Raw genomic sequence first — 16,609 nt, 5'->3', positions numbered from 1 at the left:
TTGGGTAATCGGCGCTAGAACACGGGGTTGTAGCGCCGTTGCTTGCTGATGGATACGCCGTATTTCACGAGTCCCGTCGCGACGATGAGCGCGCAGACCACGCCGTCGAGCACCGGGACGCCGAGTTCCCGCTCCATGCGCTTGTCGAGTTCCGCGAAGCCCGCGCAGCCGAGGACGAGAACTTCGGCCATGTCTTCCGCGAGCGCGCGGCGCCCGACCTCGATAAGCTTCTCCTCTTCGGTCCCGGTCGCACCGTGCTTCGGGGCGCGGACGGAGGCGCAGTCGTCCGCGAGGTGGTACTTGCGGATCAGCGCCCATTTGTTCGGGACGTTGTGCTCGACGGGCGCGATGACCGTGAAGCTGTGCCCCAGCATCGTCGCGATCTTCATCGAGGCCTCCGCGATGCCGACGACGGGCTTCGTCGTGATCTCCTTCATGAGGTCCATGTTCGGATCGCCGTGGCACGCGATGACGAACGCGTCGAATTCATCCTGGTGCTGTCGCACGAGGTCGGCCATTCCGGGCGCGGCCTTCGCGTGATCCTCGTACGTCGCGACGAACTTCGACGCTCCGGGCGTCGAGACCGCGACGACCTCGTACTCCCCGTTCGCGAACGATTCCGCCTTTCGGCGGATCGCGTCCGTCATCGCCGCGTCGCTGTTCGGGTTGATGAGCAGAATCCGCATCTCAGCGGCTCCGCTCGGGGGTCAGGCATTTCCCCCAGCCCTGCGCGGACGCGTCGACCTTCCGGTCGCGCATGACGATCCGCCCGCGGACGATCGTGTGCACGGGCCGTCCGATGAGTTCCATTCCGTTGTACATCGTTCCGATGGCCTTCGCGTGCGTGACGAGGTCGTCGTTCGAGACCTTCCAGACCTTGTCCATGTCGACGACGACGAGATCCGCGTCCGCGCCGACAGCGAGGATCCCCTTTCGCGGGAAGAGCCCGAAGATCCGGGCCGCGTTCTCGCTCATGAGTTCGACGCAGCGTTTCAGCGTCAGCTTGCCGTCGCGGACGGCCGTGAGCATCAGCGGCAACGACATCTCGACGCACGGCGAACCGGCCGCGGCCGTGAAGATGTCCTTCAGACCCTTCTCTTTTTCGGAGAGCAGGAAGGGGCTGTGGTCGCTGCCGATGTAGTCGACCGATCCGTCGCGGACGTAGTCCCAGAGCTTTTCCATTGATTCGCGGCTCCGGAGCGGCGGATTGCCCTTGGCGAACGGGCCGATCTTCGCGATGGTCTCGTCCGTGAGGAAGAGGTAGTGCGGGCAGGTCTCGAGGTAGACCTCCTGCCCCGCGCGCCTGGCGCGGACGATCAGTTCCATCGCCTCGGGCGTCGAGACGTGCGCGAACGCGACGCGCGTTCCGGTCTCGCGCGCGAACCTGATGAGCTTCTCGACCGTCTCGACTTCGGCCAGTTCGGGACGCGACAGCGCGTGATATTCGAAGCCGGTTTTGCCTTCGGCCCGGAACTTCCTGATCAGGCGCTGGATCATGTCGTTGTTCTCGGCGTGGACGGTCAGGATCAGGCCCGTCTTCGCGACGGCCGCGAATCCGTCGAGGATCGCGCCGTCGTTGGCCATCGTGAGGCCCCGGAACTCCTCGTCACGCCCCTCGGGGGCCTCGTGGAGGAACGTCTTGAATGCGACGATGCCCTCCCTGGCGACCCGTCCGATCTCGTCCGTGAACTCCGATCCGGCCGCGCCGAAAAACGCGTAGTCCACGAGACACTGCGGAGTCGCCGAATCCTTGCGCCTCTGCAGGATCTCCGGCGAATAGGGGGGCGGGCAGGAGATCGGATGCTCCAGGAACGTCGTCACGCCCGCGCTCGCGCAGGCCATGCTCTCGGTCACGAACGTCCCGCGCTCCCTGTGGCCGGGATCGCGGACATGCATGTGCGAGTCCACAACACCGGGAAGGACCGCCTTGCCCCCCGCGTCCAGCTCTTCCCGTCCGGCAGGGAGGAAACGATCGTCGCCGATCGCGACGATCTTCCCTCCGTCGATCGCTGCGCCGCCCGGAACCAGCTCTCCGTTCGAATACACCTTCGCATTGCGTATGACAAGATCAACCGTGTTCATGATTTCTCTTCCGTACCTCCTCGTCCCCGACACAAGCGGGGGTTCAATTCATGTATTCCGCATTCGCCGACCGCTCCGCGCCGGAGTGACGGAGCCATTGCCCCCACCCGCGCGCCGTCGCGTCGGCGGAACCGTTCGAATAGACGCATCTTCCGCGCACCCACGTCGCGAGCACGCGCCCGACGACCTCGCGTCCGTCGTAGAGCAGCGCCGTTTCGCGCGCCTTCGTGAGCATCCGCTTCCGGTCCAGAACGAAGGGGTGCTCCGTATCCGCGAGGACAAGGTCCGCGTCCGCTCCCACGGCGATGACGCCCTTTCGCGGATAGAGGCCGAACGTGCGCGCCGCACGCTCGCCCGTGCAGCGGAGGAACGCGTCGAAGGCGAGCCGTCCGTCGCGGACGGCCGTCAGCAGCAGCGGCAGGCGTTCCTCGAACCCCACGCCGCCCGCGGGAGCCCGGAAGATGTCCGAAAGGCCGGGCTCCTTCTCTTCCGGCAGGAACGGGCCGTGATCGCTGCCGATGTAGTCGACCGTTCCGTCCGTCAGGAAGGGCCAGAGCCCCTCCATCGAGACGCGGTCGCGGATCGGCGGGTTGTATTTCGCGTACGGGCCGAACGCGGCCGCGTCATCCTCGCAGCAAAAGAGGTATTGCGGGCAGGTTTCGGCGTATACGGGGCGCCCGGCGCGCTTCGCGCCGCGGATCAGCTCCATCGCGCCGGGGGTCGAGACGTGGCAGACGCTCACGCGCGCACCGGCGTCGCCCGCATAGCGCAGGACCTTTTCGACCGCCCGGACTTCGGCGAGCGGGGGGCGCGACAGGCCGTGCGCCGCGAAATCCGTCCGTCCGGCCGCGCGAAGGCGCTTCGTCGCCGCGCCGATGATGTCGTCGTTTTCGGCGTGAACGGCGCAGATCCGCCCGGTCTTCGCGACCGCCTTGAACACGTCGAGCAGGACGCCGTCGTCAGGGGACAGGATCCCCTCGAACTCGGCCTCCCGGCCCGAGGGCGCGCGGAACAGAAAGGTCTTGAAGGCGACGACGCCCGCCGCCGCGAGTTCGGGGATGCGGTCGATATGCTCCGCTCCGGCGCCGCCGTAGAAGCCGAAATCGACGAGCGAAGCGCGGGAGGCGATGTCGATGCGATTTTTGAGGATGGCGGCGGAATACTGGGGCGGAGCGGAGATGGGCATTTCAAGAATCGTTGTGACGCCGCCGGCGGCGGCGGCGGCCGTTTCGGTCGCGAAACCGCCCCGTTCGGGGCAGGCGGGCTCGCGAAGATGAACGTGCGTGTCGATCCCGCCGGGAAGGAGCAGCGCGCCTCGCGCGTCGATCCGCTCCGTCGCCTGCGGGAGCCAGGAGCCGTCGCAGAGAACCGCGATCCGGCCGTCCCGGATCCCGACGGCGCCCCGGAAAACGCCTCCGGGGCAGGCGACGGTCGCGTTCCGGATCAGCAGATCGAGGACCGGGGCCATATAATCCGCTACGCTCCTTCCGCGGGAGCCTGCGTCAGATCCACGCGTTTGCGGATCTCTTCGGCCGCGTCCAGGACCTTCTGGACGAGAATTTCCAGCGTCTCTCCCGTCGCGCGGTTATCGGGCAGCGTAATGCCGACGCTGCCGCAGGAGCATTCGAACGGGAAATAAACCGGAACCGCGATTCCCGTAACGCCGGGATCGACCTCGCCCGACGCGACGATGTAGCCCTTTTGCCGTCGCTCGAGATACTTCTCGAAGACGTGGCCCGGATCGGTGATCGTCTTCGGCGTGAACGCCCTGAGGGGTTTTTCGTAGAGAATCTGCCGGACGCGTTCTTCGGGCATGCACATGAGAACGGCGAAGCCGGTCGCCCCTGCATGCAGCGGGAAATGCTGCCCGAGTTCGGAAGAGATCTTGAGGCGATGCGTCGTTTCGATCTTGTCGACGCAGATGGCCCCCTCCTCGTCGGACATCGTGAGGATGACCGTCTCGCCCGTGTCCGCGGCAAGCTCCTCGAGAACCGGCCGGGCGGCGGAACAGGACGTGATGCTCCGGTCGACGATGCGTCCGAGCGCCAGGACCTTGAGTCCGAGGCGGTACTTGTCCGTCCCCGGAACCCGAAGCAGCCACCCCGCGTGTTCCAGTGTAATCACGAGACGGTGGATCGTGCTCTTGTGGATTCCGACGATGCGGCTGATCTCGGAAACGCCGAGCGGGCTGGTGTGGCGGCTGAACAATTCGAGGATCTGCAACGCGCGCTGTATGGAGTGGTTCAGATACCGGGACGGATCCATTCCGCTCCCTCCATTTTTGTCTTGCATATCGAGACTGTGTCTAATTGTCTATTGCATTGTATCGGATTGTCCGTCAGATGTCAACGATTCTTCCGGGGAATGCGGCCGGGTGAAAAAACGGCCGGTCCCATACCGAGACCGGCCGAGGTCCGTGACGTCTCCCGTGAGGCGTGAATCCGATTCATACGCGCCGTCGGGAACGAAGCCTTTCCCGGTTCCCTGACGAACCGGGGTTCATCGCGTTCCGGCGTGTCAGATTTCCCGTCCGCCGGAAAAGAACTGGTCCGTCACCGCATTCGACGGGGCCGGCGTCGCAAGGCTCACGACGACGAGCGTTATCGTCCCGGTGATAAGCGACGGAAGAATCGGGAACCAGCCGAAGGGCTTTCCAAGCGCGTACCACGCGATCGCGGTCAGCAGCCCCACGATCATGGAAGCGAGCGCGCCCTGGCTGTTGGCCCGTTTCCACGCGAACCCGGCAAGCACGACGACGGAAAGGGTAGACCCCATGACGCCGACCATGTTCGCCTGAATCCACATGACGCTTTCGGTTGTATAGATCGTGAATCCGATCGAGAGGAACCCGATGACGAGCGTCGCGATACGGGATATTTTGAGAAGCTCTTTCGATGTATAGTTCCTGGACGAGAACTTCTGGAGAATGTCGCGGACGAATGTCGTGCCGGCAAGCAGCAGCACAGAGTCCGCAGTCGAAATGGCCGCTGCGAGGACGCCCGCCATGATGAGCCCGGCAGCCCACGGAGACATGAGTTTTCCGATCATCATCGGAGCGACGGCGTCGCCTTTTTCGATTCCCGGGAAGAGAATGATGCCCGCAAGGGCGATGAGCATCAGGGGCAGATAGAAGAAGAGAAAGCTTATCGTCGTGTATCCCATGCTCTTCGCCGCCGTTTCGGGATCCCGCGCGGAGTAGATGCGCGTGCTGAACTGCGGGGCTCCAAAGTTCCCGATTCCCCAGGTGAGGATCCACGAAATCGCGACTCCGACCGTGATTCCGCCTCCCGCGAAGGGGTCGAGCGCCGTCGGTTTGATCTTCGCGAGCGTCCTGTGGATTTCGCCCACGCCTCCCGCCGCTCCGACCGCCCGGAACATCAGCAGCCAGATCCCGGCGAGAATGACGACGGTGCAGAACGTGTCCGTCCAGGCCACGGACTCCATGCCACCGAGCGCCGTGAATATGATGAAGACAAGGCCGATGACGACGATCGCCGTCGTCCTGTCGACGCCTGACGACGTAACGACGACCTGCGCGGACCCGGCAAGCTGCGCCGACGTGAAGAACAGCATTGCAATGAGGATGATCACTCCGCCGAAGATGCTATGGGCGCGGCCGTATCTGGCTTCGAGAAAATCGGGCAATGTGACCTGGCCGAACCTGCGAAGCCGTTCCGCGAACCACATGGCGGCGATCAGCGAGGTGAGGGCCGTTCCGGCCCAGTTCCACCATCCGCCCCATCCCATCTTGTAGTAATACCCGAGATATCCGACGACGGAAACAGTGCTCACGATGGTTGCGAAGTACGTGCCGACAAGCGGGATGATGCCAAGGTTCCGCCCTGCGACGAACCAGTCTTCTTCCGTTTTGATGCGTTTCGATACCGCCACGCCGACAAGAAACAGAACGACGAGAAAGCCGACGATGCTGACGATGAACTCCATGGCGTTATTTCCCCGCTTTCTGCGCGTTTTGTGTTTTTCCGCGGTACTTCACGCCGACGTAAACCGCCGGGAAGATGCAGATGACTCCGAAAAAGACCCAGAAGAGCAGCAGAGAGTTCGGTATGACGTCCATGTGTTTTCCCCCTCCTTGCGAACGAAACAGGTGCGCGCGACTTCCTATCCGCTTTCCCCGAAGGACGCCCTTGAATCTTCGTCTGTCTGTCGGTCCGTCCCCCAAAATCCCCCCTTTTCAGAAAAAAGATCTTCAGGCCAAGCTTGTCTCACATATTAAGACAACGTCTTTATATTTGTGACTCATTATAAAAGTCATGCAATCGAACGTCAACTTTTCCTAAAAACACGGAACGCTTATATATGCAGGAGCGAGTAGCCTTGACGTTCTCTTTGCGTCGGAGTATGTATATCTATAGAAAATCTTGAGAAATTTTCGCACTGCCGTTTTTCCGGCGCCGCACAGAATTCCATCAATCAGGGAGGGATCGCGTTCATGTTCAGAAAGCACCTTGCATGGCTTCTTCTGTTGCAGCTCGTCTTTGTCCTCGGAGGGTGCGGAGGCGGGAGCGACTCAGTTCCGCCGTCGCACGTTTCCGTGCGATCGGTGGACGTCCTCCAGGAGGGAACGATCGAACCGAAAAGCGTCACGGCGATGTCGGTGACGCTGAGCAGCGACGCGGACTTCGCCGATCTCGCGGTTGCGTACTACCTCGTCAGCGGGGATGAGGAAGCCGGAGAGCCGGAGCTGTTCTACTTCGGCGGCGCGGTCATCCCGGCCGTCGCGTCCGGGGAAAACACGTACATCCAGAGCTTCGTCTTTTCCGACGACGTCCCCGCCGGAACGTATCACATTGCGGTCCACCTGGACCCCCTCGGGACGACGCTGCCCCGCGACATCATGTATTTCGCGCCGGACGACATCACGGCGCGGATCGGGACGGACCAGGGCAAGCCGGACCTCGTGCTTCACGACATCCGCCCCGATTCGTCGTATCTTATCCTTCTACAGGATGACGAAACCGGCGACGGCGTTCGGCGCGACAACCTCTCCGCGACGATCGACGTCGAATCCGTCGCGCACGGCGCCGAGAATGTGACTGCGATGGCCTATATCCAGACGACCGCGGGCTACGAACCCGTCCGGATCTGGAATCCGACGGGCGGCGTCTTCGCGGAGACCTTCACGATTCCCTCGCTCGGCGCGAACTCGGTTCAGTCGGTCGCGCTGGACCTTCTCGTGCCGGAAGATGTCCGCGCCAGACTGGCCGGAATGACGACGACGAACGTGAAGATCGTCGTCGACCCGCTTGACGCCGTCGACGAGAACGAAGATCTCATGGTTCTTTACGACCGCGCGAACGACAACGAACTCGTCGAGCCGGTCAATATCTTCGCGGGGACGCCCGTCGCGCCGAAAGGCGAAGGCGGCGCCACGTTCGAGACGAGTTTCAGCAAGGGATTCGACAACAGGTTCTTCGGCGCGAAGGTCGATTTCCGCGCCAAGGCGTGGTTCTCCGGGAAGGGAATCGGGTCGGAGGTGTCCGGCGCGACGCCCGTGACGGTCCTGAGCCACACCTTCGATTTCCTCGGCGTGACATCTTCCGCGCGCTACAACCCCGTTGCGCCGACCGATTCGGGCTTCGACCTCGACGTCGAGTTCGCGGGCTCCACGGTGTACTCCAAACACGGCGACGCGGGATTCACGTGGGAGCAGACGTGGCAGGTCGAGAAGAGCAAGGGGTTCGACCAGCGCTTCGTCATCGCCATCGTTCCGGTCAAGGTGAGCGCGGGCGTGAGCGGAGCCCTCGGCTTCAGGGCGGCCGTGAACGTCGGTTCGGCCTTCAACGGGACCGTGTCGCCGTTCGTCGATATCGGAACGTACGTCTCCGCGGGCGTCGACGCGTTCGTCGCGAAGGCCGGCGTCCGGGGGAATCTCCACCTGATCAAGTTCGACCTCGGAACGACGCTCGGCGGAACGATCGCCGCAGACGCGGGCGCGACGCAGCTCACCGGAACGCTCGACGGGACGGTCGGCTACACGCTGACCGGTCCGAAGGGCGAGATCGTGATCTATGTCGGGTATCCGTGGTGCTGCAAGTGGTGGATCATCTGCAAACCGTGCACGAAGGACGCGGAATGGACGCTCGTGAGCTGGTCGCCCTACTCGAAGACCGACACGCTGTTCGATAAGCACCAGTCGGTGACCGTGCCGCTGAAATAGCGCCCGGGAGTGAAACGCTGAAGGGGCCCCCGGGACGCGCTGCGTCCCGGGGGGCTTTTTTTCGCGCGACTGTATTTACGCGCCTGTGCGCCTTGACGATCCGGGGGCGACGCGGTATGTATACTTTTGAAGACTCCGGCGACGCATGCGGATCGACGACGATCCCCGCGCGCCGCCGGAGCGTTTTTTTCCGTTCTTCCATATTCCATACAGGGGAGGCAGCATGTTCATGCACAGAAAGTATCTGGTCTGGTTCCTGCTCCTGCAACTCGTCTTCGTCCTCGGAGGGTGCGGCGCCGGCGACGATCCGGCGCCTCGGTCGCAGGTCGCGGTCGGTTCCGTGGAGCTTCTCACCGCCAAAACGGTCGAAAAGGGGCAGGAGATCTCTCTGTCCGTGACGCTGAGCAGCGACGCGGATCTGAACGGCCTCGGAATGTCGTACTACCTTATCAGCAAGGACGAAGCGGCGCAGCGGATCGACAGCTATCACTTCGGCAGCGCGACGATTCCCGTCGTTTCATCCGGAGAGCATATCTACGCGCAGTCGTTCGTCTTCTCGGACGACGTCCCGGCGGGAACCTACAATCTCCTGGTTCACGTCGATCCGCTCGAAACCTCGCTGCCGGACGACATCGCGTACGAAGCGCCCCGCGACGTCGCCGTCACCGTCGACACGAACCACGGGAAGCCGGACCTCGTGGTTCACGCCATCCGCGCCCATTCCCCGTATCTCGTGATCTCGCACGACGAGGAACTCGGCGACGGGAACCGTCGCGACCACATTTCCCTGACCGTCGATGTGGAATCGGTCGCGCACGGCGCTTCGAACGTCGACATCATGGCCTACGTCGAGACGACCGCCGGGTACGAACCCGTCCGCATCTGGAATTCCGCGGGCAAGGCCTTCGGAAACAGCCTGGTTCTTTCAACGCTCGACGCGAACGTCCTGCAATCGGTCATGCTGGATCTTCTCGTCCCGCCGGAGGTTCTCACCCGGCTCGAAGGGAAGACCTCGACCAATGTGAAAATCGTCATCGATCCGCTCGACGCGGTCGACGAGAACGAGAACGCCCTGACGCTCGCGGCCCGCGCGAACGACAACGAACTCGTGCAGCCCGTGAACGTCTATGCGGGCTCCCCCGTCGCATCGAAGGGCAACGCCGGCCTGAACTTCCAGACGAGCTTCACCAAGGGCTTCGACAACCAGTACTTCGGGGCGAACCTCGACTTCCTCGGCAAGGCCTGGTTCGGGCTCAACGGCATCGGGGCGTCCGTCTCCGGAAAGCTGCCCGTGACGGTCCTCGGACACACGTTCGACTTCCTCGGCATCACGTCGGACGCGCACTACAACCCGATCCTGCCGACGGATTCCGCGTTCGACCTCGACGTCGAGTTCGCCGGAATCACGCTCTACAGCCAGAGCGGCAACGCGGGATTCGAGTGGGAGAAGACATGGCAGATCGAGAAGAACATGGGCTACTCGCAGACGTTCGTGATCGGCATCGTTCCGGTCGAAGTGAGCGCGGGAGCGAGCGGCGCGCTCGGCATCAAGGCGACCGTCAGCGTCAATTCGAAATTCGAGGGAACCGTGTCGCCGTTCGTCGACGTCGGCGCGTACGCATCCGCGGCCGTCAACCTCGTCGTCGCCAAGGGCGGCATCCGTGGAACGCTCTACCTGATCGGCTGTTCTTTCGATACGAAGCTCGGCGGAACCATCGCGGCCGACGCGGGCGCGACGCAGCTCACGGGGACGCTCGACGAGACGATCGGCTACACGCTCTCCGGCCCGAACGGCGGCCTCGTGATCTACGTCCAGTGGCCGAAGACGTGCTGGAAGTGGCATGTCATCCCCTATCCGTGCGGCTGGAACACCAAGGACTGGAGCCTCGTGAGCTGGTCGACGTACTCGAAGACCGACACGCTGCTCGACAGGCGCCAGTCCGTGACCGTGCCGCTGAAGTAGGGGCGCGCACTCCATGCGGCGTCGCAGCGTCGTTATCGCATCGTTTCTGCTGATCGCGGCCATTGCGGTTTTCGTCAACGGGAAAGCGGGCGTCCGCGTTCCGACAGCGTCGCCGGAGCGACCGCAACTATCCCGAACCGCGGCGGCGTTCGCCTGGTCGCCGGGAAGCGGCGCACGCTACGAAATCGACATCACGAGCGCCATTATGACGGGAGCGTCTTCGGACGCTCCCGTTCCTCCGACGCTCCATCTCTCGGGCGTCCTGAACGTTCGCGTTCTTTCGACCGACGCCGGCTCGGTTCTCGCGGGCCTGCGCCTCTTCCCGGTCTCGTGCGCGCTCTTCGGCGAAGTCCGCCCCGAGATGCGCGACCGATTCTCGCTCCCCTTCTCCGCGCTCTTCGGCAAAAACGGAACGATCGAATCGGTCAGCCTCTCCCCGACGCTTTCCGAAAACGAACGCACCGTCCTCGGGGAAGCGCTCCGGGCCCTGCAGATCGTCGTTTCGGGCGACGCCGCCTCGTGGACCGTGCGCGAGGAACACGCGACCGGGCCGTACGAGGCCCGGTACGAACGGACGTCCGACGGCGCGATCCGCAAGCGCAAGACGCGCTACCTCGCGCTTCCAGCGCCGATGCGCGTCGACGTTCTCGCGTCGGAAACGGTCGCACGCCTCTCGCCGACGCTGTGGCTCCAGTCCGCCGAGGGCCGCGAATCCCTCGCCGCGTTCAGCGGCGGGTCGCCGCTCCTCACAACGACGCTCGTATTCTCCCTGAAGACGCTTCCCGGGGCGCCGGACATTCCGGCCACGCTCGCCGGAATCGTCGCGATGCAAAAGGCCGGCCGCGTTGCGGAGCCTTCGACAGGCGCGGGAACGTTCGTCGCCATTTCGGGCGATACGGCCCCCGCCTCGGGCGACGCGAATGAAGCAGCGACGCGGTTCGCAGCGTCCCTCTCCCGGTTCGACCGCCGCAACCGGGAGACGTTCGACGACCTGATCGCGCAGCTCCGCGAACATCCGGAACTCGCGGCGGCCGTTAAGGCGCGCATTCTCGCTCCCGGAACGGACGACGCGACGCAGGCCGCGCTCATGGACGTTCTCGGAACGAGCGACACGCCCGCGGCGCAGACGGTTCTTCTTGAGATCGCCGCGGATCCGGGCGCGTCGCACATGAACGCGCTCCGTGCGATCATCGCCCTGGGCGGCGTCGCGCATCCGACGTCCGAAGCGCGCGACGGGCTCCTGTCGATCGCGCGGAAGGAAGGCGGCCCCGAAATCGCCGACCTCTCGCGCACGGCCCTTCTCGCGCTCGGCGCCATGGCGTCGACGCTGCGGACCAACGACGACCCGGCGGCGTCCTCCGTTACGGCGGACCTTCTTTCGGCGATCCCCGAAAAGGAGGGGCCGGACCTCCGCGTCGCGCTCAAGGCGCTCGGAAACACCGGCGATCCGGCCGTCGCGGGACGCATCCAGTCCTATCTCGCGTCGGAGAACGCGGCGACCCGTGCGGCTGCCGCGACGGCGCTCCGTCGGATGCCGGACGCACGGACAGGGGAGCTGCTGCTCTCGTCGCTCGCGAACGAGAAGACGCCCGAGGTGCGCGGCGCGGTCGTCCGAAGCATCGCCCAGCGCGGCCCCGACGACAATGCGCTCGCCGCGATCGCCGAAAGCGCCCCGAAAGAACAGAACGCCCTCGTCCGGGGCGAGATGATCCGCGCCCTCGCGAAGGGGGCGGACTCGTTCCCGGCCGCGCGCGACACATTACAGCGCCTGCTCGAAACCGAGCAGGACGCGCAGAACCTCGACCTGTTGCGCCGGACGCTCTCGAAGGCGCCGAAGACGCCGTAACGCGCGGACCGCGTCCACGCGGCCAAGAAAAAGCGCGACGAGGGCCCTCCGGAAACCAGGAGGGCCCTCGTCGCATTCAGGGGGAAGCACGTTGTATCCGCGTTTCACCGGGAGGCTCTCTGTTCCTCCGGAGGATGCGCTATTCCTTCACGAGCCCCTTCTGGAGCGTTCCGACGGCCTTGCCGAATTCGATCGCGTAGCCGCACTTGACGCACGCGCGCTCGACCGCGGCGATCGCGGAGACGAGAACGTGCTTGTCGACGTTGCCCATGTGTCCCATGCGGAAGCCCTTGCCCGCGTACGCGCCGAGACAGCCGGCAGTCTGCGCGCCCTCTTCGGCCAGCGCCTTGCGGAACGCCGCGTCGTCGAGGTTCGAGCCCTTCGGATAGAGGTAGACGGAAAGCGTCGGCGCACGGTACGGATTCTTCGCGGCGACCTCGAAGCCGATGGATTCGAGCGCGGCGTCGAACATCGCGGCCTGCCGCGCGTGACGGTCGAAGCGCTCCTGGAGTCCCTCGGCCTTCATGATCCGGATGGATTCCTTGAGGGCCCAGATCAGGTTGATCGCGGGCGTTCCCCAGTATTTGCTCGGGTCGTGCATGACGGGAAGCCATTTCTCGAAGTCGACGTAGGACTCGGGGATGTCGGGCATCGACTTGCGCTTCGCGACGGCCCGCTCGCTCGCCCACAGGAGAGCGAGTCCCGGCGCCACGCCGAAGGCCTTCTGGGAGCAGGACAGGAGGATGTCGATCCCCATCGGGTCAACGTACTGCTCGACGCCGCCCGTCGCGGCCACGCCGTCGACGATGTAGAGAACGTCGGGGTGCTTCTTCTTGAGCATCGCGCCGATCGCCGCGACCGGAGCCGCCACGCCCGTCGACGTTTCGACGTGGGTCACGGTGACGACGTCGTATTTCTTCGCGGAGAGCTTCGAATCGAGAAGTTCCGGCGTCACGGTCGTCCCCCACTCGACGGACAGGACGTCCGTCTCGAGCCCCTTGCGCTTGCACATGTCGATGAAGCGGTCGCCGAAGAACCCGTTGGAACAGATCAGGATTTTGTCGCCGCGCTTCGTGACGTTCGCGACGGCCATTTCCATGCCCATCGTGCCCGATCCCGCGACGACGAACGCCTCGCCCGAGCACTTCCACATCGCCTTCATGTCCGTCAGGACGTCCCGGAAGTCCGCGACGAACGCCGCGTCTCCGAAGGCCACCGTTTCCCGCGCCATCTGATCCTGGATGGAGCGCACCACCGGGGTCGGTCCCGGTATCATGACGAGCTTGTTCGTTGCCAGCATAATTTTTCTGCCCCCTTCTTTATTGCTGCGCCCGTATGGGCACAGGTATCGGCGTTTTTTGAAATGAACGCAGCGCGTCGGAGACCGCGCGGGCCGTTGTTCGCACCATCTCGCCGCGTTCGGGAACCATGGACGAGGGGAAGCGATAGACCGGCGCCGATATGCTCACCGCGCCGACTGGCCTTCCGAGTTCGTCCGTGACGGCCGCGCCGACGCAGCGCAACCCGGCCTCGTTCTGTTCGTCGTCCACGGCGTAGCCGCGTTTTTGTATGTCGCGGATCTCGGAGAACAGCTCGGCCGGGATCGTCTCGCCCAGTCCCTTCCGGTCTTCCGGCGAGAGGCTCGCGATGATCGCCTTCCCCGCCGACAGGTTCGTGAGGGAGCCCCGGACGCCGACGCGCGAATGCATTCGCACCTGGTACGGACTCTCCAGCTTGTCGAGGTAGAACAGCTCTCCGCTCTCGAACACGAACAGGTGCACCGTCTCCTTCGTATCGTTGCGAAGGTCGAGAAGGAACGGATGGGCGACTTCGGAGATCACCGTCCGCACCCTGTAGGCGTCCGCGAAGAGCAGCATCGTCGGTCCGACCGCGTATTCGCGCCCCCGGGTGATGACGGCGCGGATGTTCTCCAGGCTGGAGAGAATCCTATAGACCGTCGCCTTCGGAAGATCGGTCGCAGCGGCTATTTCCGTCACGCCGACGGGGCGCTTTTCGTCAGCCATGTACATGAGGATCGCAAACGCCCTGTCGAGAACCCGTATCGAGGAATTCTGGTCTTCCATATTTTTCACCTGTCGGATTTTTTGTTCGCACCGCGAACACGACCGTATGCTACCCTACCGAATCCAGTTATGTCAAGAGCCGAATTTCGATGAAAAAAAAACCCGCCTGCGATCGCATGCAGGCGGGCGACACGACATCACGTTCCTCCGGAAGCGGTCAGTCCCGGGTTTTCCCGAGGAACCGCAGGATGCCGTCCAGGATCGTCATCGGGTGCGGCGGGCAGCCGGGGATGAAGAGATCGACCGGGACGACCGGCGCGCGTCCGGCGAGGCACTCCGGCCGGGACGCGTACGCGCCGCCCGATATCGCGCACGTTCCGACCGCGATGACGAACTTCGGGTCGGGAATCGCGTCGTATGTTTCACGGACGGCGTACTCCATGTTTTCCGGAACGGGGCCGATCAGCAGCATGCCGTCGGCGTGCCTGGGCGACGCCGCGTACGACACGCCGAAGCGTCCCAGATCCCACGCGAGCGTGTTCAGGACGTTCGTGTCCGCCTCGCACGCGCCGCAACCGCCCGCGCTCACGACGCGGAGCGAGAAGACGCGGCCGTAGAGCCCCGACGCGTCCGAGTTCAGCGCGGCGGGCGCGGGGTTCGGCTCGCCGTTCGCTCCGCTGACGACAAGTCCCTCCCGCGAGGACGACGCGAGGCGATAGTCCTTCCCGAACGCGATGGCGCCGTTCGGACAAGCGTGTTCGCATTCGCGGCAAAAGACGCAGCGTCCGAGGTCGAAGCGCAGTCGTCCGCCGTCGCGGAGGATCGCGCCGGTCGGACAGGCGTCGACGCAGGGGCCGTCGCACCCCGCGCAACGGGACCGGTCGAGCCGCAGAAGGCCCGCGAAGCGCTCGGGCATGGCCGGCGCCGGTCCGGCCGGGTAGGGCATCGTCTGATGCCCCTGGATGAATCTCGTTCGGAAGATGTTATAGATCATGTCCCGTTTCCTCCGTCATCCGGACTACAGGTCGAACCCGCAGTACGAGAGGTTGAAACTCTTGTTGCACAGCGGGAAGTCCGAGATGCCCCGGTTGCGCATGGCCATCGCGAGCCCGAACCAGTTGTGGAAGCTCGGGTCGACGATCTTGTACCGCGACAACGCGCCCGCGCCGTCCGTCATCGCGATGTGGACGATCTCGCCGCGCCAGCCTTCGGTCATCGAGACGACCATCGAGTCGGGCTCAGGAGCGGCGTCCGGTCCGGCGAAAAGCGGCGTGTCCGGCAGATCGAGAAGGCGCGTGCCGACGTAGTCGAGCGACTCGACGACCTCCCGGCTCCGGACCCGGGCCCTCGCGAGGACGTCGCCCGTCTCCTCCGTCCGGATCGGAATCGGCGCGTCGTCGTACCCCGCGTACGGGAACGCCGACCGCACGTCGCGGGCGACGCCGCACGCGCGCGCCGCGGGGCCGACAAGCCCGATCGCGACCGCGTCGTCGCGCGTGAGGACTCCGGTCCCTTCGAAACGCGCCATGACCGTCGGCGTCTCCCAGAGAAGGTTCACGGCATCGACGGCGTCCCTGCGGACGCTCCGGAGCTGCCCCAGAAGGTGCGCCGCGAGCGGTTTGTCGATATCCTGCGTCACGCCGCCGGGCCGCAGGAGTCCGCGCGAGAAGCGGTTGCCGCAGAGGGCGGCCGTCATGTTCAGCACGACGCCCCGGATGCGCCCGCAAAACGAACTCGTCGGCAGGAACCCCACGTCCCCGGCCATCGCGCCGAGGTCGCCGATGTGACAGGCCGCGCGCTCGAGTTCCTGGGCAATGTTCCGGATCATCCGCGCGCGCCCGGGAACGCGGGTGCGCGAGAGCGCTTCCATCGCGCCGCAGTGCGCCGTTGCATGTCCCGCAGTGGAGTCGCCCGAGACGGACTCCGCCATGAGGCGCCGCATGACCGGCGTCGCTCCGGGAAACGCTTTTTCCACGCCCCGGTGCTGATACCCCAGCGAAATCTCCAGGTGCAGCACGATCTCGCCGTGGCACTGGAAGCGGAAGTGCCCCGGTTCGATGACGCCCGCGTGCACCGGGCCCACCGCAACCTCGTGAACTTCCTTCCCCTCGACGCGGTAGAAGTCCATCGCGCCGATCGAGCGGTGCGGCAGTGCGCTGTTCCGCGGGAAGCGGACCGGCTTGAGCCACGGATGCCCTTCGGGAAGCGGCCCCCCGTTCTCGGCGATCTCGCGCTCGAAAAGGTGCGCCTGGAGGCAGTCCGGCGTCAGCGAGGGGTAACGGTCCCCGTCAACAACGCCGAACGTCGCGCCGAGCGAACGGCTCCCGTCGTCCGCAAGGACGGCGCACAGCTTCGAACGGCCGTCGCCCGGGACGTGGAACAGCGCGACGAGGCGTTGCCCCGCCGCGACCTGACGGATGACGAGATCCCTGAAGTCCGCAATCGGACAGACCGGGACTTCGGAGAGCGGAAAGGCGTGCGCGTTTCGTATCGCCGGCCGGGACGTCGTCATA

Annotated in this window: 13 protein-coding genes; 3 read left to right on the top strand and 10 right to left on the bottom strand. The window is 64.8% G+C overall.

The genetic code is table 11. The features are described 5' to 3' along the window. Positions 1–14: 14 nt before the first annotated feature. The 6 genes from ACZ5IU_RS09415 to ACZ5IU_RS09390 all read right to left on the bottom strand — a co-directional run bounded on the left by ACZ5IU_RS09415 (position 15) and on the right by ACZ5IU_RS09390 (position 6,160). The gene (locus ACZ5IU_RS09415; protein WP_464416613.1) at positions 15–686 is read right to left on the bottom strand and encodes an aspartate/glutamate racemase family protein; all 672 of its coding nucleotides are present in this window, start codon (positions 684–686) and stop codon (positions 15–17) included. Between the two features lies 1 nt (position 687). Beyond that, on the bottom strand, positions 688–2,082 hold the full coding sequence (gene allB, locus ACZ5IU_RS09410; RefSeq protein WP_464416611.1) for an allantoinase AllB: 1,395 nt from the start codon (positions 2,080–2,082) through the stop codon (positions 688–690). 43 nt (positions 2,083–2,125) lie between these two features. Further along, on the bottom strand, positions 2,126–3,550 hold the full coding sequence (locus ACZ5IU_RS09405; RefSeq protein WP_464416609.1) for a dihydroorotase: 1,425 nt from the start codon (positions 3,548–3,550) through the stop codon (positions 2,126–2,128). Between the two features lie 8 nt (positions 3,551–3,558). Beyond that, complete coding sequence (locus tag ACZ5IU_RS09400; RefSeq protein WP_464416607.1) at positions 3,559–4,347, bottom strand: IclR family transcriptional regulator; 789 nt, start codon at positions 4,345–4,347, stop codon at positions 3,559–3,561. A gap of 252 nt (positions 4,348–4,599) precedes the next feature. Continuing rightward, on the bottom strand, positions 4,600–6,027 hold the full coding sequence (locus ACZ5IU_RS09395; RefSeq protein ID WP_464416605.1) for a sodium:solute symporter family protein: 1,428 nt from the start codon (positions 6,025–6,027) through the stop codon (positions 4,600–4,602). A gap of 4 nt (positions 6,028–6,031) precedes the next feature. Continuing rightward, positions 6,032–6,160: a hypothetical protein gene (locus tag ACZ5IU_RS09390; RefSeq protein ID WP_464416603.1), complete on the bottom strand. Its 129-nt coding sequence runs from the start codon at positions 6,158–6,160 to the stop codon at positions 6,032–6,034. Positions 6,161–6,535: 375 nt separating this feature from the next. On the opposite strand from ACZ5IU_RS09390, the gene ACZ5IU_RS09385 reads away from it, so the two are divergent. From ACZ5IU_RS09385 to ACZ5IU_RS09375, 3 genes are all read left to right on the top strand, one after another. Beyond that, complete coding sequence (locus ACZ5IU_RS09385) at positions 6,536–8,263, top strand: hypothetical protein (RefSeq protein WP_464416601.1); 1,728 nt, start codon at positions 6,536–6,538, stop codon at positions 8,261–8,263. A gap of 229 nt (positions 8,264–8,492) precedes the next feature. After that, entirely contained in the window at positions 8,493–10,226 is a 1,734-nt protein-coding gene (locus ACZ5IU_RS09380) for a hypothetical protein (RefSeq protein ID WP_464416599.1), read from the top strand. Positions 10,227–10,239: 13 nt separating this feature from the next. After that, the gene (locus ACZ5IU_RS09375) at positions 10,240–12,072 is read left to right on the top strand and encodes a HEAT repeat domain-containing protein (protein WP_464416597.1); all 1,833 of its coding nucleotides are present in this window, start codon (positions 10,240–10,242) and stop codon (positions 12,070–12,072) included. Between the two features lie 139 nt (positions 12,073–12,211). On the opposite strand, the gene ACZ5IU_RS09370 is transcribed toward ACZ5IU_RS09375, so the two are convergent. From ACZ5IU_RS09370 to ACZ5IU_RS09355, 4 genes are all read right to left on the bottom strand, one after another. Next, a complete protein-coding gene (locus tag ACZ5IU_RS09370) occupies positions 12,212–13,372 on the bottom strand; it encodes a pyridoxal-phosphate-dependent aminotransferase family protein (RefSeq protein WP_464416595.1) in 1,161 nt (386 codons plus the stop codon). 19 nt (positions 13,373–13,391) lie between these two features. Further along, complete coding sequence (locus ACZ5IU_RS09365; RefSeq protein ID WP_464416593.1) at positions 13,392–14,156, bottom strand: IclR family transcriptional regulator; 765 nt, start codon at positions 14,154–14,156, stop codon at positions 13,392–13,394. Between the two features lie 157 nt (positions 14,157–14,313). After that, positions 14,314–15,090: an NADH-quinone oxidoreductase subunit B family protein gene (locus ACZ5IU_RS09360; RefSeq protein WP_464416591.1), complete on the bottom strand. Its 777-nt coding sequence runs from the start codon at positions 15,088–15,090 to the stop codon at positions 14,314–14,316. A gap of 24 nt (positions 15,091–15,114) precedes the next feature. Then, entirely contained in the window at positions 15,115–16,608 is a 1,494-nt protein-coding gene (locus tag ACZ5IU_RS09355) for a hydrogenase large subunit (RefSeq protein ID WP_464416589.1), read from the bottom strand. Position 16,609 lies beyond the last annotated feature (1 nt).

Source organism: Lactivibrio alcoholicus, assembly GCF_055390895.1.
The sequence above is the reverse complement of the archived record's forward strand: the minus strand, read 5'-3'. Positions and strand labels throughout refer to the sequence as shown.